Raw genomic sequence first — 22,403 nt, 5'->3', positions numbered from 1 at the left:
AAGGAAATCGGGCGGCCTATCCGCGCTTCCTCGCTCTGAATCCTTTGACGGGCTCAGAAGGGGCAGGATTCAGTTCCCGCCTTCGATGTTGTCCGGCGCGATGTCGGATCAAGGCGTTAGAGGCAGGGACCCGCAGGAGCATGAGGAAACGACAGTGGCTTGTCTGCGAAATGTTGCGATGATATCTTACCGGTATGACCAAGGAAACCAAAGTATCCGCCAAAGGGCAGGTCGTCATTCCCAAGGATGTTCGCGACCGGCTGCACTGGGACGTCGGCACCGTGCTGGAGGTCGTTGACGGCCCCGCCGGCGTTATGCTGCGCGCCAAGCCTCAGGCGAAAAAAGCGCTGAGCTTTGAAGAGGCGATGGCGAAAATGCGCCGGACCGTAAACTATAAAGGACCGCGGATAAGCGACGACGATGGAAATGCCGCGATCGACCGGATGTTTCGTGAAGACAAAAACTGGGACCCGCCGGTTTGAAGGCGGTCGACACCAATATTCTCGCGCGTTTCATGCTTGGCGACGACCCGTTGCAGTCCCCGATCGCTCGCGATCTGGTGAAAGCGGGGGTGTTTGTGCCGTTGACGGTGCTGCTCGAACTCGGATGGCTGCTGCAATCTCGTTACGGGTTCGAGCGAACCCATCTTGCCGCATCGCTGCTCGATCTTTTCGATGTTCCGGGAATTGTGCTGGATGATGACGGCGCCGTGCGGAATGCCGTCGCGGCCTATGCAAAAGGTGGCGATTTTGCCGATCATATTCATCTGGTTGCGGCCAAGGGAGTCGAGGCATTTCTGACTTTTGACCGGCGGGTGGCGGCGAACGACGCAGCCGGGATAGGAGTCGAGGTTGTCGGTTGGTGATGACGATCCCCGCCGGCGTATGACCGCCGATATGAAACGGCCGAAGATCGGGCTGATTCGCGCGGGCTGAGCCAGGATAAGTGAAGCGCGGCAAGGGTGCGGTGGACCGGGCGGCGCAGGCACCGGGACGCCTGCCGCCGCCGCAGCCTGACGCGGGTGGGCGTGGGGGGTGGTCGCGTTCGCGTCGGGGCTGTTCGAGTGCGCTGCCTAGAAGCGGTAGGAGAGGAACAATCCGCCGTTCCACTGGTCGCGCGAGCCGCGGCGGGCGACGAGCGGGGCGTCGGCGGCGTCACCGAACAGCCGCGTGTAGCCGCCCGCGGCGGTGATCGTCCAATGATCGCCGATGCGGTAATCGAGGCTGAGCCCGGCGCCGGCATCCTTGAAGCCCGCACCGGCGCGGTAGGCGGGCAGGCCGCTCGCCGCCGCCTGCGCCGCGGTGACGCCGAAATAGCTCGCCATATAATCCTTGTCGGCCCAGCCGACCTGGGCGCTGGCGGAGGCGCCGAGGCTGTCGCTGAGGTCGAAGCGCAGGCCGGCCTCGCCGGTCCCCACCAGCCCTTCGTGGCCGCCCGCGACGTCCTTTGCCAAGGTCACGCGCGCCCAGCTGTTCTGATATTCGATCGACAGCGCACCGCCGAGTTCGACCGCGGTGTCGACATTGCCGAGGCCGCGCAGGTCGCGGTTGCGCTTTTCCTTGCGATCGCGGCGGTAGCGCGCGACGGGGCCGAACTTGACCCGCAGCTCGTCGGCGGGCTCGATCCGCAACAGGTTGGCGCCGATCTCGGCCCCGCGAATATAGACGATGCCGCGATATTCGACCGAGATCGCGGGGAAGGGCATGATTTCATAGTCGTCCGAGCCTTCATAATCGGGCGCATAGATGGCGCCGGCGCCGAGCGAGACCTGCCAGTCGCCGTCGTCGCTGGTCTCCGCCGTCGCGGGCGACGCCGACAGGCAGGCGAGGACGAGACATGGCGCGAGCCAGCGGCGGCGCGGATCGGCCTGGGCGGCGGGACGGCCGGGAGCGTGGAGGGAGATCGGGGGGAGAGACATGAAAGGCTCCTGCGTGACGGGGACCCGGCGCCTATAGCCGCCGCGCTCCCCGTCCCGATTGCGCGGCGGTGTCGGTTTGTTTCAGAATGTTGCGGCTGCTGACTCGCCCCCGCGGCGCGGCTATGGCGGGGCGATGGCAAGGCCGGAACAATCGCACATCCTGATCGTCGACGACGACCGGCAGATCCGCACGATGCTGGCGCGCTACCTGGGCGACAACGGGCTGCGCGTCACCAGCGCCGAGGACGGGCGGCGGATGGCCGAGCTGATGGCGCGGTTCCGTTTCGACGTCGTCGTGCTCGACGTGATGATGCCGGGCGACGACGGCTTTACCCTGTGCCGGCGGTTGCGCGCCGAAAGCCATGTGCCGATCATCCTGCTCACCGCGCGCAGCGACGAGACCGACCGGGTGGTCGGGCTGGAACTGGGCGCCGACGATTATGTCGCGAAGCCGTTCAACCCGCGCGAACTGCTGGCGCGCATCCGTTCGGCACTGCGCCGCGCGGGGATGAATGCGGCGCCGCAGGAGGCGGCCGCGAGCCGGTTCCGCTTTGCCGGATGGACGCTCGACGCCAGCCGCCGGACACTGGTCTCGCCCGCGGGATCGCTCGTCGACCTGACGACGGGCGAGTTCGACCTGCTCGTCGCGCTGGCGCGGCATCCGCAGCAGGTGCTGAGCCGCGACCAGTTGCTCGACCATGTCCACGGCCGGTCGAGCTTCAACATCGACCGCAGCATCGACGTGCAGATCAGCCGGCTGCGGCGCAAGATCGAGGCCGACCCGCAGGCGCCGGCGCTGGTCAAGACGGTGCGCAACGGCGGCTATTTCTTCTCTGCCGAAGTCACGGACGCGGCGGCATGAGCCCCGAGGAGGCGGCGCGCGCGGTGCGGACGAAGCGCGCGGGCGGCCTGCGGCTCGCGCCGCGGCTGGGGCTGGCGGTCGTCGTCGCGCTGGCCGCGACCTTCCTGCTCGACCAGATCTTGCGGACGCTGATCCCGCCGCCGCCCTTCCTGCTGCTGCAGCGGGCGTGGCTGGTCGAGAGCGTGGCGGATGGTGCGCGCGGGCGCGAAAATGGTGCGGCGCCGGTGCGGATGGGAGCGGCGCCCAAATATCTGGCGTTTTCGGCCGGCGCGGCGGCACCCTTCGCCGCCGATGCGGTGCCGAGCCGGCTGTCGGCAGGGCTGGCCGCAGATATCGCGCGCGCTCTGGGCCGGCCGGTGGCCGACGTGCGCGTCCGCGCCGAACCCTATAGCATGAATTTCTGGGAGCAGTCGGCGCGGACGGCAGCGGCGATCGTCCCCGATTTGCCCGCGATGATGACCGCCGAGCAGCTCGCGAGCAGCGAAAGCCATGTGCTCGGCACGCTCGACATCGCGGTGCGGCTTCGCGACGGGCGCTGGCTGTCGGTGTCGCCGCAGAGCCTGACCGATCCGTGGCGCCACTATGCCCGCTCGTTGCTGGGGCTCGGCGGCAATTGCCTGATCATCCTGCTTTTTTCCTTCTGGATGGCGCGGTCGATCATCGCGCCGCTGTCACGCCTCGCGGGCGCGGCCGAGCGGCTGGGACGCGAGCGCGAGCCGACGCTGATCACCGGTATGCGGCTGCCCGAATATGTCGCGATCGCCGACACGTTCAACACGATGCAGATCCGCCTGAAGCATTATGTCGACGAGCGGGTGCAGATGCTCGCCGCGATTTCGCACGACCTGCGCACCCCGCTGACGCGGCTGCGGCTGCTTGCCGAATATGTCGGCGAGGCCGAACAGCGCGATCAGCTGCGCTCGAACGTCGCGGAGATGGAGACGATGGTCGCCGATGCGCTGGCGCTGATGCGCGAAGAGGCGCGGCACGAACCGCGCGAGACGGTCGACCTGGCGGCGCTGCTGATCAGCCTTGCGGACACCTATAACGACCTTGGCGAAGATGTCGTTTACGAGGGGCCCGACCATTTCGACATGGCGTGCCATCCGGTGGCGATAAAGCGCGCCTTCGCCAATCTGGTCGCGAATGGTTGCAAATATGGCGAGGCGGTGCGGATCCGGCTGGTCGCCCAGCCCGGCGCGGTCGCGGTCGACATCCGCGATCGGGGGCCCGGCATCGCGGCGGAGGATAGCGAACGCGCCTTTGCTCCCTTCGCCCGGCTCGAAAGCTCGCGCAGCCGCGAGACGGGCGGGTCGGGGCTGGGCCTGGCGATCAGCCGCGACGTCATCCGGGGCCATGGCGGCGAGATCGGTTTCCATGGCGGCAAGGGCGATTTCACCGTGCGCGTGATATTGCCGACCCGTCCCGCCGACGCCGTGCCTTATCCCGCCGCGATCTCCGCCGCCGGATAATCTTCGTCCGCCGACGGGCATTTGCCCTGTTTCATGATGCTGGCCTTGCCGGGTTCAAACCACTGCGACGATTGGAAATCCTCGTCATAACCGAGGCCGTCATAGATGCAGACTTCGGGTTTCGATCCGTCGGGGGCGATCACGACCGCCCAATTGTAGCGATCCTCGGCGCGCTTGGCGCCGCCCCAGGCGAGGATGCGGCCGCCATCGACCTTGACGATCGGCAGGCCGAGACCATTATCGTCGAACTGGACCGCAGCGCGCTGTTTCGCGTCGGGAACCGCGGCGGCGATCGCCGCCTTGACTGCCGGATTGTCGAGGAAGCGGTGGCCGGCCACGACGTCGAACGGATATTTGCCGATATAGGGGGCGAGGTCGACGGCGGCGCGCTGCGCTTCCTTGACGCTGACCGGCGCGCTCGGCGCGGTTTCCGGCTCGGTGGCGGCGGGTTCGGCCTTGGCGGCGGGCGCGCTTGCCTCCTGTCCGCATGCCGAAAGGGCCAGCAGGGCGACGCCTGCGAGGATGGCGGTTTTCATGGAATATCCTTTTTTTCCGAAGGGGATGGTTTACCTGATCGGCGTTTTGGCGTGGTGCGGTCAATAGAGGATATGCTCGGGCCACAATATGCGTTCGCAGTGCGCTTTCGGTTCGGCGGTCTTGGCGGCGAGGGCGGTGCGCAGCGCGGGCAGCGCCGCGACCGCTTCGCGCAGCGCCGCGATGTCGATCTTGCCGCTTGCCAGGTCCTTGCTGCCGCCGAGCCGGTCGGACGGGTGGATCAGCGTCCAGTCGAGCGCGTCATAGCCGTCGGCATAGGCGAGGAGGTCGCCGAGCGGCAGTTCGCCGTGGCCGTTCTTCAGATCGAAGCTGCCGTATGGAAAGACCTGCGTCGAGAGCGCGGTGCTGCCGATCATGCCATAGGGCTCGACCGGGAAAGGGCGTTTCATCTCGATCAGCGCGATCTCGGGCAGGTCGGTATCGATCCCGACGCGCAGCTTGAGTTCGATCTTGCGCGGCTCGACCGCGGGCTGGCGCGCCGGTTCCCAGATATAGGAAAGCTCGATGTCGAGCGGGCGCTGGGGATGCTGCGGATCATAGGCGGCGGCGGTCCAGCGCATGAAATCGCCGCCGTCGAGTTTGCCGTCGTCGGTATAGAGCCGGGCCAGCCTGACGGTGCCGCCCTGCAGCCGCTGTTCGACGTCGCAGCTATAGCGCCAGCTTTCGCGGACCGGCGGCGGGGTGAGCGTCGGAGTCTGCGTGCCGTCGCGGGGAGGAAGGCGCGCGGCGGCCGTGCAAGGGGCCAGCAAAGCGAGGGCAATCAGGCAGAGATGATGAAATCGCATGGTTTTTCCCGGTCTGTGCGGGCTTTGGACGCCGCGCCTCAATTCCTGCCTGCCAATGCCCGGGATCGGGTGCGGGCGCGGTGACGGCGATCACAAAGGCCCCGGCGGCTGTCATAACTCCGCAATCCTGCCTTTCTAGCGTCGGGCAAAATGCAGGAGCCGATGATGGACAGCATGCTTACCGACCTCGACCGCATCAAGGACGAGATTGCCGACAGCTTCGACGAGGAGCTGGAGATGGAAATGGACGAGACCCGGCTCGACTCGCTGCTTGCCGACCTGTCCGACCATCCGGATCGCGAAGCGATCGACCGGCGTATCTATTTTCGCGAACTGTTCCGGCTCCAGCACGAACTGGTCGTCCTGCAGGACTGGGTCCAGACGCAGGGGCTGAAGGTCGCGGTGATTTTCGAAGGGCGCGATTCGGCCGGCAAGGGCGGCGCGATCAAGCGCATCACCCAACGGCTCAATCCGCGCGTGTGCCGCGTCGTCGCGCTCCCCGCGCCGAGCGAGCGTGAGCGGACGCAATGGTATTTCCAGCGCTATGTCCCGCACCTGCCCGCGGCGGGCGAGATCGTGCTGTTCGACCGCAGCTGGTACAACCGCGCCGGGGTCGAGCGGGTGATGGGTTTCTGCACCGAGGACGAGTGCGAGGAATTTTTCCGCTCGGTCCCCGAATTCGAACGGATGCTGGTGCGGTCGGGGATTATCCTGGTCAAATATTGGTTCTCGATCACCGACGAGGAGCAGCAATTCCGGTTCCAGATGCGGATCCACGACCCGCTGAAGCAATGGAAGCTGTCGCCGATGGATGTCGAATCGCGGCGGCGGTGGGAAGATTATACACGCGCCAAGGAGGATATGCTCGAGCGCACGCATATCGCCGAGGCACCGTGGTGGCTGGTCGAGGCGGTCGACAAGAAGAAGGCGCGGCTGAACTGCATTGCCCACCTGCTGGAGCAGATACCGTATCGCGAAGTCGAGAAGCCGCCGGTCGTGCTGCCCGACCGCGTCCGCCACGATGATTATGCGCGGCACGAGATTCCGCCCGAGATGTATGTGCCCGAACGCTATTGATCGCGGCGCCAGGCAGGCGCGCCGGCATCGTCAGCGGTCCGCGGCCAGCAGATTGTCGCGGAGGCCCGCGATCGCCTTTTGCACCGCGGCGAAATCGGCGCCAAGGCCGGTCGCGTCGATCAGTCTGTCGCCGATGCAGGCGTCCTGCAGCCCCTGACCCTTTGACGTCAGGCGAATGCGGACCTGCCGTTCGTCGGCCGGATCGCGGCGGCGCTCGACGAAGCCCGTCTGTTCGAGCTTCTTGAGGATCGGGGTCAGCGTGTTCGATTCGAGGAACAGTTTCTCGCCGAGTTCGCCGACGGTCTGGTCATCCTTTTCCCACAAGGCGACGAGCGCGACATATTGGGTGTAGGTGAGCCCGAGCGGTTCGAGGATCGGCCGGTAGGCGCGGCCGAAGGCGAGGTTCGCCGAATAGACGGCGAAGCAGAGATAGTCGCTGAGCGGCGGATTTTTACGTTCGGTCATCGGCCTTCCTTCGGGAGCATCGGCGGACATATCGCGGACGCGATGAAATCGGAAGCCGGGCCAGCCTTTCGGCGAACCGGACGGCGCGGTGCGCCGCCCGGATCCACGATCAGACGAGGTTGAGTTCGACGTCGATATTGCCGGCGATCGCCTTCGAATAGGGGCAGATCCCATGCGCGGCCTCGATCAGGTCCTGCGCGACATCGCGGTCAACGCCCGGAACCTGCACGTCGAGACGCGCCCGCAGCACGAAGCCGCCGTCACGGTGGAGAAGATCGATCGTCGTATCGAGTTCGGGTGCGGCGGGCAGCGCGATCTTTTTCTGCGCGGCGGCGACACCGAGCGCGCCGATGAAGCAGGCCGACCAGGCGGCGGCGAAGAGATTTTCGGCGGCGGGGTGCGGATCAGGAAGTGCGATATCGAGCACGCCGTTGGTGCTGCGGGCGTAACCTTCGGCGCCGCCTTTGACGTGGGTGGTGCCGGTGAAGAGAATCTTGTCAGCCATTTGGGAAATCCTTTCGAGATAAAGATCGTATCCGTTTAGATCGGATGCGATGTAAATAAGCGAATCGGGCGTGACAGTCAATAGGACGCGATTAAATCGCACACGATTTAAATGAATCAGAAAGCTATATGATTGAATAGGAAGGAAGAAATTTACGTGCGGCGGCGCAGTAGCAGCCAGGTCGCGCTTGACGCGGCGACAGCGAGAACCGCGGCGAACAGCGTGCCGCCGAAACTATGCGCGAAGGGAAGCCCGCCGGTGTTCATCCCGAAAAAGCCCGTCACCAGCGTCGCGGGGAGGAGCAGCGCGCTCATCACCGACAGGAAATAGAGATTGCGGTTGGTACGCTGCGCGGTCTGGAGGTCGAGTTCGTCGCGCAGCGCGCGAAGCTGTGCCTGCACCCCGCCGACATCGGCATCGAGCGCGTGGAGCCGCTGGACGATATGTTCGGCGACCGGGGCGAGCAGGCGCGGCAGGTCGGGATCCATTTCGAGCCGGTGGAGCGTCGCGCGCATGCCGCCGATCAGGCGGTGGAGCCGGGCGGCGCGGCGGCGCACCGCCATCAGGTCGCGCGTCGCCGGCGATTGATGTTCGTTGAGAAACTCGTCCTCGGCGGTCTGGATATCGGCGCCGAGCGCGTGGACGAGCTGGCTCAATCCATCGGCCATCGCGCCGAGGACGAGCGCCAGCGCGGCAGCGCCATTGGCGATGTCGGCGCCCTGGACGATGCGCTGTTTGACGAGGTCGGCCGAATGGAGCGGGTGATAGCGGCCGGTGAGCATCAGGTCGGGGGTGAGGATGATGTGGAGCGCGCCGATCTGCATCGTCTGCGACGGTTCGAAATCGCGCTCGAAATCCTGGAGGACGAGGCCGACGACGCCGTCCTCGACGATCGCCTGCTGGTGCGTATCGCGCGCGAGCATCAGATCGTGGACGACGCGCGGCAGCCCGGCCTGCCGTTCGATCCAGCGCAAGGTGCGCTGGTCGGCGAGGTTGAGGTGCAGCCAGCGGAAGCGGGCGTCTTCTGCCTCGTCGCAATCCTCGATCAGCTGCGTCCCCGCTTCGGTTCGCACGCAGCCCCAGATCAGCCCGGGCTGCATGACGATGGCCTCGAAGGCCTGGAACGGCGTTGCCTCGCCCCCGGTCGTGACACGATCCTCTTAGAAGATCGCCGACAGCAGCGCGTAGAGGCTGCCCGCGAGGATGATCGACACCGGCAGCGTCAGCACCCACGCCATCAACAGGTTGCGGATCGTCGACATCTGCAATCCCGACCGGTTCGCCGCCATGGTGCCCGCGACCCCCGAGGAGAGGACGTGCGTCGTCGAAACGGGCAGCCCGAGCATATCGGCGGCGCCGATCGTGCCCATCGCGACGAGTTCGGCCGACGCGCCCTGTGCATAGGTGAGGTGCGACTTGCCGATCTTTTCGCCGACGGTGACGACGATGCGTTTCCAGCCGATCATCGTGCCGAGGCCGAGCGCGAAGGCAACGGCGATCTTGACCCAGGTCGGGATGAAGCGCGTCGCGCTGTCGAGCGACGTCTTGTAGGTGGTCAGCGCCTTGGTCTCGGCATCGGTGAAATTCAGCGTCTTTTCCTTGCCGAGCCGCTTGATCGCTTCGGAGGCGAGATACATGTCGTTGCGCATATTCTCGGTCGCGGCGGCGGGGACCTTGGCGAGCGAGCCATAGCCGCTGACCTGCGTTTCGACCTGGTCGACGAGCGCACCGAGCGCGGGGACGGTATCGGGCGACAGCGTCTTGTCGGCAATATAGGCGGTCACGGCACGGCGTGCGTCGGCGGGCGGCGTCGCGCCGCCGCCGTGCGCGGCGAGCGCCTGTTCGGCGGCGTTCGAATGGACGACGAATTCCTGCACATATTTCTCGGGGACCGCACGGTTCAGCGCGTAGGCGGTCGGGACGGTGCCGATGAGGATGAGCATGATCAGGCCCATGCCCTTTTGCCCGTCGTTCGACCCGTGCGCGAAGCTGACGCCGGTGCAGGTGAAGATCAGCAGCGCGCGGATCCACGTCGGCGGCGGCGTGTTGCCCTTCGGCGCTTCGTAGAGTTCGCGGTTGCGGACGAGCGTCTTCATCGCGAGGAACAGCAATGCCGCGACGGTGAAGCCGAGCAGCGGCGAGAGCAGGAGCGCATAGCCGATGTCGGTCGCCTTGCCCCAGTCCACGCCGGCGGTGCCGCTTTTGCCGTGGAGCATCGCATTGGCGACACCGACACCGATGATCGATCCGATCAACGTGTGCGAACTCGACGAGGGAATGCCGAAGTACCAGGTCGCGAGGTTCCAGACGATCGCCGCGATCAGCAGCGCGAAGACCATCGCGAAGCCGGCGTTCGAGCCGACCTGGAGGATCAGTTCGACCGGCAGCAGCGAGACGATGCCGAAGGCGACCGCGCCCGACGAGAGGAGCACGCCGAGGAAGTTGAAGAAGCCCGACCAGACGACGGCATAATTGGCCGGCATCGAATTGGTATAGATCACGGTCGCGACAGCGTTCGCCGTGTCGTGGAAGCCGTTCACGAATTCGAAGCCGAGCGCGATCAGCAGCGCGATGAACAGCAGGATGAAGGGCAGGAAGGCCGTCGCATGCACCCCGGCGGCAGCGGCGTCGGCATAGATGCTATAGGCGACGTACAGCAGGGTCGCGAGAATCGCCGCGCCGAAACCGAGCGTCCCGGCCGCCCCCAATCCCTTGTCGAGGTCGGGGCGTTCGATGCCGGGTTGTTCGAGGGCGATCGGGTCCGCGGTCGTGGCATTCATAGGGGCTTCTCCGGCCTCAAGGGGAATGCGTTCGCGCTAGGCCTGTCGTGTGACAGCAAGGTGACGGCGATCGGTGTGGGCACCTGCGGGGCCTTGCGCCGCCTGTGCTTGTCGGCGAAAGTCGGGCCGAACGGAAGGAAGGCGCGTGAAGGCCGACGACGACAAGACGCTGGGCATGCGAATCATGAAGCTGTCACGCATGCTGCGGCTGCGGTTCGACCGGCGCGCGGCGGGCGCGGGGCTGACGAGCGCGCAGTGGCGGACGATCGCGTGCGTGCGGCGTTTTCCGGGTGCGACGCAGCGCGAGATCGCCGGGCTGCTCGAAGTCGGCGAGGTGACGGTGGGGCGCTCGATCGACCGGCTGGCCGACGCAGGCTGGCTCGAACGGCGCGCCGACCCCGCCGACCGGCGTGCGTACCGTATCCACCTGACCGGCGCGATCGATCCGCTGCTCGGCGAACTGGCGGCGATCGGCGCGGCCGAGGACGAAGACGCGCTTGCCGGGTTCAGCGCTGCCGAGGCCGCGCAACTGCGCGCGATGCTCGACCGGATCGCAATCAATCTGGGCGGCGAGGTCGATCCCGCGGTGGTCGCCGAATGCGGCGTGCGCGAGGCGGGCTGAGGCCTGCGGTCAGATCATAGGTGCCTCCGGGTAGCAGATGGCAGGTTTCGGCTGTTAGTTGCCGTTCCCTTCGTCGTCACCCCGGACTTGATCCGGGGTCCCGCTTGACCTCGAAAACCGTCGGCGCCCTCAAAAAAAAGCGGGATCCCGGGTCAAGCCCGGGATGACGAAGCTGTAGAAAGCGACGCCCGCTCCCCACCCCAAAACCGACGTTCACCTTGGGCTGGCGATCGATATCACCCTCGTCGCGAACGGAGCTCTTATTTCCGCTTCAGTGCTTCGGACTTGGTCAGCGTGGTGACGAGCTTGCCGTCGACGATGCTGAGCGTTTCGGCCGGGATGCGGACGGTTTCTCGATGGACGATGGCGAGGATCGCGCCCGATGGCTGCACCTTGTAGACCTTGCCGACAATGCGCGCCTTGGTGTCGCGAAGAACCTCGCCCTCGACGGGCGGGCGCGCAAGGGCGGCAGCGGCGGGCGCTTCGGTGACCTGGGTGGCAGCGGCTGGTGCGGCCGATGCGGCAAGAATGACGGATGCGATGGCAAAATGAAAACGCATGGGACCCCCTGAACAGATTTACTAAGCTATGTTAGTATATGTATGCTTAGTGTGCAATGCACAAAAATTGCGGGCCGCCGCGCCGCGCCGGGCGCGTGCGCGCTGGCGCGGTTCAAGCGGTGGCGAGGAGAACGGGTTTGGGGGTGAAGGTGCGCACGCAATTGCGGCCTGAGCGCTTTGCGGCATAGAGCGCCTCGTCGGCCTGGCGCATCAGCAGCGACAGGCTAGCGCCGGGGACGTTGGCCGTGATCCCAATGCAGGTGGTCGGGGTGAGCGTCGGCGGGATCTGGTCGCCGCACGCGGACGCGAGGCCGGTGCGGACGGCTTCGGCAAGCTGGCGCGCTGCCTCGATCCCCGCGCCGGGGAGCAGCATGGCGAACTCCTCGCCGCCGACGCGCCCGGCGATCATGTCGCCCGGGCCGGTGGCGCGGGCATGCGCGCCGAAGGCGGCGATGATCGCGTCGCCCACGGCATGGCCATGGGTGTCGTTGACCTTCTTGAAATTGTCGAGGTCGGCGATCAGCAGCGCCGCGGGACGGCCTGCGTCGGCGCAGCGGCGGAGCGCGGCGCCCGCCGCCGCTTCGAAGCCGCGGCGGTTGAGCAGGCCCGACAGATCATCATCGTCGACCTGCCGCCTGAGGTCGCCGAGCATGTCGAGCGCGACCGCAACCATCAGACTGATCGCGGCCATGATCGACACCATCGCCTGGCTGAACTGCACCGTCGTCCAATAGACCGACTGCTGGAAGCCGACATAATCGTTGAAGCCGCCGCCGAGCGAGAGGATCACGATCGGGCGGATGATGAGATTGAGCGCCGAGAGGGTCGCGACCCAGAACAGCACCTTGTCGATGACATAGGGCCGGTCGAGCGGCCATAGCGCGCGGACGATCATCAGCGCGATCACCCCGGCGCCGAGGCTGACCGAATAGATGCGCGCGGCGATGCTCGGCTGGACGAGCAGGAACCAGCTGAAGACGGTCATCGACACCGCGACGGTGATCGTCATCGCGCGCCACGGGATGGGCAATGCATAGCGTTTGATGATCGCGGCGGCGAACAGCATGCCGGTCAGCAGAAAGCCGAAATTGGCCGGCAGGCGCTGTAATTCCATCGGCAGCACCGGCGACAGGTCCTGGATCAGGAACGCCGCGGCAGTCGCGACATAGGCCCCGGCAGCATAAGCGACATAGCGTTCGCGATGGTTCAGCCACAGCAAGAAAAAGGCGACGGCGAACAGCAGGCCGATGCCCGGATTGAGCAGCGAAATGAAGATTTGTCCGTTCAATTTGCCGTTCCCGCTTCCCGCCCCGCCGGGATACCGAAGCACAGATAACAAGTTGTTACTTTGGGGGGAGTTAAGTCACGGTTACGCGCTTCGGCGCGAGCCGTAGGCCGGGGGTCAGGCGGTGCCGCGTACCGCGAGGCGGACCGGTATTCGCGTGCCGCTGCGCGTATGTTCATCATCTTCGAGCGCCATCGCGACGAGGGCTTCGCCGGCGGCATCGAGGTCAGGCTCAAGCGTCGTGAGCGCGGGGTCGGCGAGGGTGCCGGCGCGAATGCCGTCGAAACCGATCAGCGCGACGTCATCGGGCACGCGGCGTCCGGCATCCTTGAGCCCCTGCAAGACACCGAGCGCGAGCATGTCCGAGGCAGCGAAGATCGCATCGATATCGGGGTGCGCATCGAGCAGCGCCCGTGTCGCGGCGACGCCCTGCGCATGGCGGTCGGCGGCGGCGGGCGGCTCGGCGACCACGGGGGTGAGGCCGTGGACCGCGAGGGTGGCGGTGAAGCCGTCGCGGCGTTCGTCGAACTGACGCTGCGGCGACTGCTGCGGGCCGATGAAGGCGATCCGGCGGCGGCCGCTGCGGGCGAAATGTTCGGCGGCGAGCGCGCCGCCTTCGTCATTCTCGCTGCGCATCCAGTGAAAGGGGCTGCCGGGGCTGCCCCAGCAGACGAAGTCTAGTCCCGACGCCTGCGCGTCGGCAAAATATTGCCACGCCGGCCGGTTGCTGGTGGTGCCGATGACGATCATCGCATCGGCGAGGCCCGAAGCGACGAAGTCGGCGCGGAAGTTGGCCTCGCTTTCCTGAAAGGAGACGAGCAGGTTGAAGCCGCGCGCCGAGGTCGCGGCGGCGATGCTGCCGAGCAGCGCGAAATAGAAGGGATTGATCGCGCTGCGATCTTCGCCGGGGCGGCAGATGGTGACGAGCGCGATCGTTTCGCTGCTTTTGAGGCGTAGCGAAGAAGCATGGCGGTCGACGACATAGCCGAGTTCGCGCGCCGCGGCGGTGACGCGCGCGCGCGTTTCGGCGTTGACCCCGGGGCTACCGCGCAAGGCGCGCGACACGGTCGATTGCGACACGCCCGCGCGCTCGGCGACGTCGAACGATGTCGGGCGCAGCATCTTTCCGTTCACCTTCGGCTTCTCCCCTCTTGCGCTGTCTCTCGCCGCGAGGCGGGAGGTTGTCAATCGGAGTAGGGCTTACGTTTCCTTTCCTGGACATGCCGGACATGATCCGGCATCCATTGCGGCGCCGGAGCGGCGGACCCCGGATCAAGTCGAACGAGCCACTTGTCTCGTTCGAGGGTGACGAAGGAGAAGGTGCGCCGTCAGAGACCATCCAATGCGAGGAGGGCAAAGCTCGCGAGCCAATGTTCGCCCATATAGTCGCCGGTGACGTGCGGCAGCGCGGCGTCGAGATGGTGCTGCGCGGCCGCCTCGGCGACCGGGCTGACGGCATGGGTGGGGCCGAGTGCCGCGGCGATCGCGCGCCAGCTCCACGCCCGGCTGAGGTTGAGACCGTCGAGATGCGCGATCTTGCCGTCGCTGCGGTCGGAGACAGTGGCGGGGGTGAAGAGCGTCGCCGGTTTCTGCTGCGCGGCGCGGGGGAGGAAGGCGTCGAACCATGGGGCGAAGCCGTCGCCGAGGATGGCCGCCATCAGATGTGCCTCGGTGAGCGCCGAAGACAGAAACTCGTCACCGCCGGGTTCCCATGCCTGACAGTCGCGGTCGCCGCCGAACCAGTCGCGGGCACGGGTGTCGATCAGCGCGACGAGCGCGGGGTCGCGGGGGCCGGCCCAGTCGCGGGCGAGGAGCAGCGCGAAAGCGATGTTGAAATGGGTGCCGACGCGGAGCGGGTAGGTGAGCCTGGGCAGGAAGGCATGGAAGCGCGCGGCAAAGGCGGCGGCGAGCGGTTCGAGCGCGGCCGCCCACGGGGCGTCGTGGCTTGCCGCCTCGGCATGGAGCGCGAGCAGCCACGCCCAGCCATAGGGGCGCTCGAAACCGGCGGCGTAGGGGCGTTCGAGATAGGCGAGTTCGCCGGCGACCTTCTCCGGCACGAGCATGTCGTCGGCGCGGGCGCCGATGTCGCCGGCGAAGGGGAGATCGGGGAAAAGGCGTGCGAGGCGCAGCACCTGCCACCAGCCGTGGACGCAGCTGTGCCAGTCGAAACTGCCGTGGAAGATCGGGTGATGCTCGCGCGGGGGCTTCGCATCTTCGGGCCCCGCCAGGACGAGGTCCATCTTGTACGGATATTCGCGGCCGAGGTGGGCGAGGGTCGCGGTCGCGAAGCGGGCGGCGTGTTCGGGGGTGAGGTTCATGGGCAGCCTAGAAAGCGAAGAGGTAGATGAAGAAGATGTTGACCGCGAGCAGCGGCAGCGCGGTGCCGACCTGCGCCTTGATGACGCCATAGGGGTTCTTGAGTTCGAGCAAGGCGGCGGGGACGAGGTTGAAGTTCGCCGCCATCGGGGTCATCAGCGTGCCGCAGAAGCCTGCGAGCATGCCGATCGCCGCGACGACCGCGGGGTCGCCATCATATTGCTTGATCAGCAGGGGCATGCCGACTGCGGCGAGCATCACCGGGAAAGCGGCGAAGGCATTGCCCATCACCATCGTGAACAGCGCCATGCCGAGCCCGAAGGCGAGCGTCGCACCGAACAGGCTGCCTTCGGGGATCGCGGTGCCGATGAGCTGGCCGACCACCTCGCCGACCCCGGCGAGAGCGAAGACCGCGCCGAGGCTGGCGAGCATCTGCGGCAGGATCGCGGCCCAGCCGACCGCGTCGAGCAGCCGGCGCCCCTGCTGGAGCGGGAGCAAGGGCGGCGGCTTGAGGCGCGCCATGCCGACGGCGAGCGCGATGAGGACGCCGATGGCGAGCGATATCAGCGTGGCCTGCTTGGGGTCGGCGAGGCCGGGGATCCATTTAAACAGGAAGGTGCCCGCGAGCGCGACGGCGGGGATGATCAGCGCGACGAGGAGGAGGAAGGGGCCGTGGCGTGCGGCGCGTTCGGTCTGGACACCGGCGGGGACATCGCCGCCGGGCGCGCGGCCGATCTGGCCGGTACCGGCGATTGCGACGAGCGCGAGGACGAGCAGGCCGTTGCCGAAGTCGCCAAGCCGGTCGCCCGCCAGCATCGATACCGCGAGCAGGCCCCAGAAGGCCGCATTGCCGAAGCGCTTCGAATTGCTGCGGTCCTGGAGCCCCAGGAGCGCGAAGAGCGCGAAACCGATCCCGGCGAGGACGTAGACGAAGCCGAGCGTGATCATGCGTCCGACTCCCGCTTTTGCATGCGCCGTTCGAGGCGGCGGAGGCGGAAGCCGTGGATCAGGAAAGCGGCGATCGCGGTCGGGATTGCCCAGAGCGAGAAGTGCAGGGGCTCGATCTGGTAGCCATAGCCTTCGAGCACGCCCTTCATCAGCAGGATCGAGCCGATGGCGAGAAAGATGTCTTCGCCGAAGAAGAGGCCAATATTGTCGGTTGCCGCGGCAAAGGCCTTCACTTCCTCGCGCTGGCCGTCGGTGAGCGCATCGTTCCCGGCTTCGGCAGCGGCTTCGGCCATCGGGGCGACGAGCGGGCGCACGGTTTGCGGGTGCCCGGCGACCGAGGTGAGCCCGACCGCCGACATCCCCTGGCGCAGCAGCAGATAGGAAGTGAGCAGGCGGCCGAGCGTCGCGCCCTTCATGCGCGTGATGAGCGTGCGGGCGTGCTGCTGGAGGCCGTAAGCTTCGAGCAGGCCGATGACGGGGAGGACGATCCAGACGATCGAGACATAGCGCGTGTCGTTGAACGCCTTGCCGAAGGCGGCGATGATGGCGGTGATATCGAGCCCGGCGGCGAGCCCGGTCGCGAGCGCCGAGGCCATGATCACGAGCAGTGGATTGAAGCGGAGCAGGAAGCCCGCGAGGATGATGAGGATGCCGATCAGGACGAGCATCAGGAGTGTGCCTGCGATGCCGGCGTTGAAAAAGGTTCACGCGAAGACGCGAAGACGCGAAGAGGCCGGGTTGGGCCGTCAGGCCCGATATTCCTTCGCCGGTCGCTTTGGCCGCAACGTCGAAAGAGAAAGCCGCTTTGCGGTAACCGCTTCTTCTTCGCGTCTTCGCGTCTTCGCGCGAACCGAATTTTTGCGTGATCCGACATCGCGTCAGCCCCCCGCTCTACCATAGCCCCCCCCGCCGGGTGTTTCGATCACGAAGGCGTCGCCCGCCGCAAGCTCGGCGCTGCCAGTAGCCGCCAGTATTTCGACCGAGCCGTCGGCGCGTTCGACCCAGTTGCGGCCGGGTGCGGCGTCTTCGCCGCCGGCGAGGCCGGCGGGCGCGATCCGGCGGCGGTTCGCGAGGATGTTCGCGGCCATCGGCTCGCGGAAGCGGATGCGGCGGGTGGCGCCGTCACCGCCGTGCCAGCGGCCCGCGCCGCCCGAGCCTTTGCGGATCGAGAACGCCTCGACGATGACGGGGAAGCGGGTTTCCATCACTTCGGGATCAGTCATGCGGCTGTTGGTCATGTGCGTCTGGATCACACTGGTGCCGTCGAAGCCGGGGCCGGCGCCCGAGCCGCCGGCGATCGTTTCATAATATTGATACGCGTCGCCCCCGAAGGTGAAATTGTTCATCGTGCCCTGCGCGGGCGCCATGGCGCCGAAAGCGGCGAACAGCGCGTCGGTGATGACCTGGCTGGTCTCGACATTGCCCGCGACGACCGCGGCGGGATAGCGCGGCGAGAGCATCGAATCGCCGGGGATGATGAGCGTGACGGGGGCGAGGCAGCCCTCGTTCATCGGGATCGGATCGTCGAGCATCGTGCGCAGCACATAGAGCACCGCGGCGCGGACGACGGGCGCGGGCGCGTTGAAATTGTCGGGGAGGGTGGCGGACGAGCCGGTGAAATCGATGGTGACGTGGCGGGCGGCGCGATCGACCTGGACGGCGACGGCAACCTCGGCGCCATTGTCCATCGCGTAGCGGAACCGGCCATCATCGAGGCGCGCGACAAGCTGGCGCACCGCGGCTTCGGCCTGGGCCTGGCCGTGCGCCATATAGGCGGCGACGGTTTTCGCGCCATGGGTGGCCGAGAGGTCGCCGAGGGCGCTGGCGCCGCGCTGGCAGGCGGCGACCTGGGCTTTCAGATCGGCGATGTTGAGCGCGGGATTGCGGGCGGGCCACGGGCTGTCGACGAGATGCGATGCGACGGCGGCGTCGCGAAAATTCCCGTCGTCGACGATGAGGATATTGTCGAAGAGGATGCCTTCGTCGTCGATGCTCTTGCTGTCGGGGGGCATCGAACCGGGGGCGATGCCGCCAAGGTCGGCATGGTGGCCGCGCGCCGCGACGAAGAAGGCGGGGGTATCCTGTCCATCGACGAACACCGGCATGATCACGGTGATGTCGGGAAGATGGGTGCCGCCGTCATAGGGGGCGTTGAGCGCATAGGCGTCGCCGTGGCGGAGGCCGCGGCCGTCACGGGGCAGGCCGTTGGGGCCGGGACCGCGCTGGCGGAGGATGGTGCGCACGCTTTCGCCCATCGAGCCCAGATGGACGGGCATGTGCGGCGCGTTGGCGACGAGGCGGCCGGCGCCGTCGAAGATCGCGCAGGAGAAATCGAGCCGCTCGCGGATGTTGATCGACGAGGCGCTGTGCTGGAGCGCGCCGCCCATCTCCTCGGCGATCGCCATGAACAGGCTGTTGAAGATTTCGAGGCGGATGGGGTCGGGGAGGGCAGGGTCGTCCTGCATCGCGGCTGCGACATAGGCAGCGCGGGCGCGAGTGAGGAGGAGAGTAGCTTCGGGCTGAACCTCGGCGCGCCACCCGGGCTCGACCACCGTCGTCGACAGCGCGTCGATGATGATTGCGGGGCCGGTGATGGTGCGGCCGGGGGCGAGGGCGCCGCGCTGGTGGAGCGGGACTTGATGCGCGGCGCCGGCGAGCCATGCGGTGACGATTTCGGGTTCGGACACGGCCGGCGGCGCGGGGATAGGCAGGGTCGCGGGCGCATCGCCGGCTTCGGTCAGCTCGACGCGGATGCGGTCGACGACGAGGTTGGCGTGCGGGGCGTAGCCGAAGCGCTGGCGGAAGGCGGCGGCGAAGGCGGCCCTGACGCCGGCAGGCGGTGCGAGCGGGAGTTCGATCGCATTGTCGCTGTCGGCGAGGCGAACGAAGAGCAGGGTTTCGCGGCTGGTTTCGGCACCGGCGCCGAGGTCGGCGCGGGCTTGCGCGCTGAGTTCGGCTTCGGCGTCGGCGAGGGTGGCCGCGCAATCCGCGTCGAGTTCGAGCGCCAGCGTGCGTTCGCGGATCGCCGACGGTTTGGCGAGCCCCATGCCATAGGCCGAGAGCACGCCGGCGAGCGGATGGAGCAGGATTTCGTCGACGCCGAGCGCGTCGGCGACGAGGCAGACATGCTGGCCCGCGGCGCCGCCGAAGCCGGTGAGGCTGTAGCCTTGGGTCAGGTCGTGGCCGCGCGCGATGGTGATGCGCTTGATCGCGTTCGCCATCTGCTGGACGGCAATGGCGAGCAGGCCTTCGGCGAGCGCTTGCGCGGTGATGTTCCCGACCTCGGCCGCCATCGCGGCGAATTTCCGCACGACGACCTCGCGGCCCAGCGGCTGGTCGCCGTTCGGGCCGAAGAGCTTGGGGAAGTGCTCGGGCTGGATCTTGCCGAGCAGGACGTTGCAGTCGGTGACCGTCAAAGGTCCGCCGCGGCCATAGGCGGCGGGGCCGGGATTGGCGCCGGCGCTTTCCGGGCCGACGAGCAGGCGCGCGCCGTCCCAGCGGCAGATCGAGCCGCCGCCCGCCGCCACCGTGTGGATGCGCAGCATCGGCGCGCGGATGCGCGTGCCCGCGACGATCGTCTCATTGTCGCGTTCGAGGCGGCCGGCATAATGGCTGACGTCGGTCGAGGTGCCGCCCATGTCGAAACCGATGAGGCGTGTCTTGCCCAGCGGCGCGGCGCTGCCGACCATGCCGACGATGCCGCCCGCAGGGCCCGAGAGGATCGCATCGCGGCCGTGGAAAGCCGATGCAGACGCGAGGCCGCCCGAGCTTTTCATGAACTGCGGGTCGATGCCGCCTTCCGATCCGGCATCGAGCTGGGCGACGAATTGATCGACATAATGACGCAGGACGGGCGAGAGATAGGCATCGGCGAGCGTGGTGTCGCCGCGGCCGACGAGCTTGATCAGCGCGCTGACGTCGTGGCTGGTCGAGATCTGGGTGAAGCCGAGTTCGGATGCGATGGCGGCAAGGCGTTGTTCGTGCGCGGGGTAGCGGTAGCCATGCATGAGGATGATCGCGACGCTGGCGAGGCCGTTTTCGCGCGCGGCTTGCAAAGCGGCGCGGGCGGCGGCTTCGTCGAGCGGGGTCAGGATGTCGCCGTCGGGGCTCATCCGTTCGGCGATCTCGGCGACCGCGGCGTGCGGTGGCGGAATGCGGTCGAGCTTGCGGGCGAAGAGGTCCGGGCGGTCCTGATAGCCGATCGTCAGCGCGTCGCCGAACCCGCGCGTGATCGCGAGCAAGGTCGGTTCGCCCTTGCGTTCGAGGAGGGCGTTGGTCGCCACCGTGCTGCCCATGCGGATCGCAAGCGGGGGCAGCGCACGGTCCCCGGCGCAGGTCAGGTCGCGGATCGCATTGACCGCGGCGTCCCCCGGGCGGGCGGGGTCTTCGGAGAGATATTTGGCCGTCACGACGCTACCGTCCGGCGTGCGCGCGACGACGTCGGTGAAGGTGCCGCCGCGGTCGATCCAGATATGCCAGCGCGGGTCGATCCCGGTGCGATCGTCAGCTTTGGTTTTCGTCATGGTCGGGCCAGCGGATAAGAATGGTGAGGCGATGGTCGACGGCAGTACGCTCCCAGCTGCCCTTGAGCTGCCGTTCGATCAGCGAGCGGATGAAGTGGCTGCCGAAGCTTTCGTGATCGATTTGCGGCGTTTCGGAAAGGCCGCTTTCAACCCAGGTAAGTTCGATATCGCCACCGTCGCGGCGCCAGGCGATCGCCAGGTCGCCCTTCCCGGCGAGCGCACCATATTTGATGCTGTTGGTCACGAATTCGTGCACCGCGAGCGAGATCGCCTGCGCGCCTTCGTCGCCGAGCCGGACCTCCGGCCCCGTCAGCGCCGCCAGCCGGTCGGCGGGCCAGCCGGCGATTTCGAGTTCGCGGCGAACGATCTTGCCCAGCTCGACGCTTCCCAATGCGCCGGTGACGAGCATCTGCTTGGCGTCGGAAAGCGCGCGCATGCGGCCGTCGAAGCGCGTCTCGAAATCCGAAAGATCCTTGGCCTCGCGCAGCGTGATCCGCGCCAGCGCGCCGATGCGCGCGAAGGCGTTCTTCATCCGGTGCGCCATTTCACCGATCATCAACTCGCGGTCCTCGGCGTGGCGTTCTCTTTCCTCGGCAAGCGCCTGCGCCGCGTCGATCCGGCGGCGCTGGACGCTGTGGAGTTGCGTCGCGAGGAAAGCGAGCGCGATACCGAAGACAAGGATGGCGAGCGGGCGGCCGAGCCGGTCGATGAAGCGGCCGTAGGAAATGCGCATCGTCCATTCGCGGTCGGCGATGCGCAATTTCTGTTCGTGCGCATCCCAGCCGATCTTGCCGTGGCTGAAGACGACGGGTGCCGCCGGGCCGTCGCCGGCGCGAACCTCGAGCCCGTCGATGGCATCGATCTGTGTGCCGAGCACGGCGGTCATCAGATCGTGCGTGCGAAAGGGCGCATAGACGAAGGCTTCGATCGGCCGGGCACCCGGCGTCGTCGCGACCGCATCGGGATCCGCCGCCCGGGCGGTGCGGGCATAGACGGGGATATAGATGAGAAATCCCGGCTGTTTGACTTTCGCGGCCTTTTCCTGGGCGAGCTGGACGATGCCGCTCGCCGCCGGCCGGCCGGTCTGCCAGGCCCGGCGCATCGCCGCGCGGCGCGTCGGTTCGCTGTACATGTCGAAGCCGAGCGCGACGTGGCGGCGCGGCGTATAAGGTTCGACGAGCACGACCGCGAAGCCGATCGGCTGGTCGGTGGCGGGCCAGATCTTGATATCCTCGCCATAATTCTGGCGCAGCTTGTCCTCGAGCGCCGCGGGCATCGCCGCGCGCATTGCGGCGGCGATGCCGACGCCCTCCATTCCCGGTGCGTTGATCTGGGGCCGCAGCGCGCCCAGATAGGCGCGGATCCCGGGGCCGCTTGCCCCGGTGTCCGACTGGTAGAGCGCGCGCACTCCTTCGAGCACCGCAATATGGTCGCGCAGGCGCATGTTGACCTGCATCGCGACGCGCGCCGCCTGATCCGATTCCTGCGTCTGATTGTAGACGAAACTCGCGGCGGCGGCGGCCAGCGTCGCCAGCAGGATCAGCAGCCCGACGAAACGGGCGAGCAGGGCCATCAGCCGGTCTGCCCAGAGCGAAGGGCGCATTGCGATTATCCCTGCATGATATCTGCCGTGGCAGCGACCCCTTGGCGACGATCTTTTCCACGCGCGCCCGGCGATGGCAAGCCTCTTTCGCGGGCCCGTTTGCGGTGCCGGAACGGATTGCAACGGG

At 67.2% G+C, this 22,403-nt stretch carries 21 protein-coding genes; 6 read left to right on the top strand and 15 right to left on the bottom strand.

All coding sequences use genetic code 11. From position 1 onward, the window contains the following. The first annotated feature begins 194 nt into the window (after positions 1-194). Together FHR22_RS20200 and FHR22_RS20195 are read left to right on the top strand one after the other, a co-directional pair. Positions 195-482, top strand: a complete 288-nt coding sequence (locus FHR22_RS20200) for an AbrB/MazE/SpoVT family DNA-binding domain-containing protein (protein WP_166945635.1) — start codon at positions 195-197, stop codon at positions 480-482. After that, positions 479-865, top strand: a complete 387-nt coding sequence (locus FHR22_RS20195) for a type II toxin-antitoxin system VapC family toxin (protein WP_166945632.1) — start codon at positions 479-481, stop codon at positions 863-865. Before FHR22_RS20200 ends, FHR22_RS20195 begins: the two co-directional genes overlap by 4 nt. A gap of 207 nt (positions 866-1,072) precedes the next feature. On the opposite strand, the gene FHR22_RS20190 is transcribed toward FHR22_RS20195, so the two are convergent. Further along, a complete protein-coding gene (locus tag FHR22_RS20190; protein ID WP_166945630.1) occupies positions 1,073-1,918 on the bottom strand; it encodes a MipA/OmpV family protein in 846 nt (281 codons plus the stop codon). 133 nt (positions 1,919-2,051) lie between these two features. On the opposite strand from FHR22_RS20190, the gene FHR22_RS20185 reads away from it, so the two are divergent. Continuing rightward, a complete protein-coding gene (locus FHR22_RS20185; RefSeq protein WP_166945627.1) occupies positions 2,052-2,780 on the top strand; it encodes a response regulator in 729 nt (242 codons plus the stop codon). After that, complete coding sequence (locus tag FHR22_RS20180) at positions 2,777-4,252, top strand: sensor histidine kinase (protein ID WP_166945623.1); 1,476 nt, start codon at positions 2,777-2,779, stop codon at positions 4,250-4,252. Before FHR22_RS20185 ends, FHR22_RS20180 begins: the two co-directional genes overlap by 4 nt. On the opposite strand, the gene FHR22_RS20175 is transcribed toward FHR22_RS20180, so the two are convergent. Together FHR22_RS20175 and FHR22_RS20170 are read right to left on the bottom strand one after the other, a co-directional pair. Next, positions 4,222-4,788 carry a hypothetical protein gene (locus FHR22_RS20175; RefSeq protein ID WP_166945619.1) on the bottom strand — a complete coding sequence of 189 codons (567 nt, stop codon included), beginning with the start codon at positions 4,786-4,788 and terminating at the stop codon, positions 4,222-4,224. The genes FHR22_RS20180 and FHR22_RS20175 overlap by 31 nt on opposite strands. Before the next feature lie 60 nt (positions 4,789-4,848). After that, complete coding sequence (locus FHR22_RS20170) at positions 4,849-5,592, bottom strand: hypothetical protein (protein WP_166945616.1); 744 nt, start codon at positions 5,590-5,592, stop codon at positions 4,849-4,851. 165 nt (positions 5,593-5,757) lie between these two features. On the opposite strand from FHR22_RS20170, the gene ppk2 reads away from it, so the two are divergent. Further along, entirely contained in the window at positions 5,758-6,669 is a 912-nt protein-coding gene (ppk2, locus tag FHR22_RS20165) for a polyphosphate kinase 2 (RefSeq protein ID WP_208417833.1), read from the top strand. 30 nt (positions 6,670-6,699) lie between these two features. Here the strand turns inward: ppk2 and FHR22_RS20160 are convergent, their stop codons facing one another. From FHR22_RS20160 to FHR22_RS20145, 4 genes are all read right to left on the bottom strand, one after another. Further along, positions 6,700-7,134, bottom strand: coding sequence for a MarR family winged helix-turn-helix transcriptional regulator (locus FHR22_RS20160; protein ID WP_208417832.1), 435 nt, complete (start codon positions 7,132-7,134; stop codon positions 6,700-6,702). A gap of 109 nt (positions 7,135-7,243) precedes the next feature. After that, on the bottom strand, positions 7,244-7,639 hold the full coding sequence (locus FHR22_RS20155; RefSeq protein WP_166945607.1) for an Ohr family peroxiredoxin: 396 nt from the start codon (positions 7,637-7,639) through the stop codon (positions 7,244-7,246). Positions 7,640-7,791: 152 nt separating this feature from the next. Next, positions 7,792-8,739, bottom strand: a complete 948-nt coding sequence (locus FHR22_RS20150) for a CorA family divalent cation transporter (RefSeq protein WP_166945605.1) — start codon at positions 8,737-8,739, stop codon at positions 7,792-7,794. Positions 8,740-8,799: 60 nt separating this feature from the next. Beyond that, entirely contained in the window at positions 8,800-10,419 is a 1,620-nt protein-coding gene (locus tag FHR22_RS20145; protein ID WP_166945603.1) for an inorganic phosphate transporter, read from the bottom strand. A 145-nt stretch (positions 10,420-10,564) separates the two neighbouring features. Here FHR22_RS20145 and FHR22_RS20140 point away from each other — a divergent pair, with 145 nt between their 5' ends. Next, positions 10,565-11,041: a MarR family transcriptional regulator gene (locus FHR22_RS20140; protein ID WP_166945601.1), complete on the top strand. Its 477-nt coding sequence runs from the start codon at positions 10,565-10,567 to the stop codon at positions 11,039-11,041. Between the two features lie 260 nt (positions 11,042-11,301). On the opposite strand, the gene FHR22_RS20135 is transcribed toward FHR22_RS20140, so the two are convergent. The 8 genes from FHR22_RS20135 to FHR22_RS20100 all read right to left on the bottom strand — a co-directional run bounded on the left by FHR22_RS20135 (position 11,302) and on the right by FHR22_RS20100 (position 22,276). Then, on the bottom strand, positions 11,302-11,601 hold the full coding sequence (locus FHR22_RS20135; RefSeq protein WP_166945599.1) for a hypothetical protein: 300 nt from the start codon (positions 11,599-11,601) through the stop codon (positions 11,302-11,304). 112 nt (positions 11,602-11,713) lie between these two features. Then, positions 11,714-12,889 (bottom strand): GGDEF domain-containing protein, encoded by a 1,176-nt coding sequence (locus FHR22_RS20130; RefSeq protein WP_166945597.1) that lies wholly within the window; start codon positions 12,887-12,889, stop codon positions 11,714-11,716. 114 nt (positions 12,890-13,003) lie between these two features. Then, positions 13,004-14,020 carry a substrate-binding domain-containing protein gene (locus FHR22_RS20125; RefSeq protein ID WP_166945595.1) on the bottom strand — a complete coding sequence of 339 codons (1,017 nt, stop codon included), beginning with the start codon at positions 14,018-14,020 and terminating at the stop codon, positions 13,004-13,006. Positions 14,021-14,214: 194 nt separating this feature from the next. Next, entirely contained in the window at positions 14,215-15,204 is a 990-nt protein-coding gene (locus FHR22_RS20120; RefSeq protein WP_166945593.1) for a DUF2891 domain-containing protein, read from the bottom strand. 7 nt (positions 15,205-15,211) lie between these two features. Next, on the bottom strand, positions 15,212-16,150 hold the full coding sequence (locus FHR22_RS20115) for a DUF979 domain-containing protein (RefSeq protein WP_166945591.1): 939 nt from the start codon (positions 16,148-16,150) through the stop codon (positions 15,212-15,214). Continuing rightward, positions 16,147-16,818, bottom strand: coding sequence for a DUF969 domain-containing protein (locus FHR22_RS20110; protein ID WP_166945589.1), 672 nt, complete (start codon positions 16,816-16,818; stop codon positions 16,147-16,149). Before FHR22_RS20110 ends, FHR22_RS20115 begins: the two co-directional genes overlap by 4 nt. Before the next feature lie 210 nt (positions 16,819-17,028). Next, entirely contained in the window at positions 17,029-20,673 is a 3,645-nt protein-coding gene (locus tag FHR22_RS20105) for a hydantoinase B/oxoprolinase family protein (protein ID WP_166945587.1), read from the bottom strand. Further along, positions 20,654-22,276, bottom strand: coding sequence for a CHASE domain-containing protein (locus FHR22_RS20100; protein WP_166945585.1), 1,623 nt, complete (start codon positions 22,274-22,276; stop codon positions 20,654-20,656). Before FHR22_RS20100 ends, FHR22_RS20105 begins: the two co-directional genes overlap by 20 nt. Positions 22,277-22,403: the final 127 nt, after the last annotated feature.

Origin of the sequence: Sphingopyxis panaciterrae, from assembly GCF_011762125.1 — a bacterium.
Taxonomy (GTDB): Bacteria; Pseudomonadota; Alphaproteobacteria; order Sphingomonadales; family Sphingomonadaceae; genus Sphingopyxis; species Sphingopyxis panaciterrae.
Note: the sequence above shows the minus strand (reverse complement) of the source record. Positions and strands in the feature narration are given on the sequence as shown.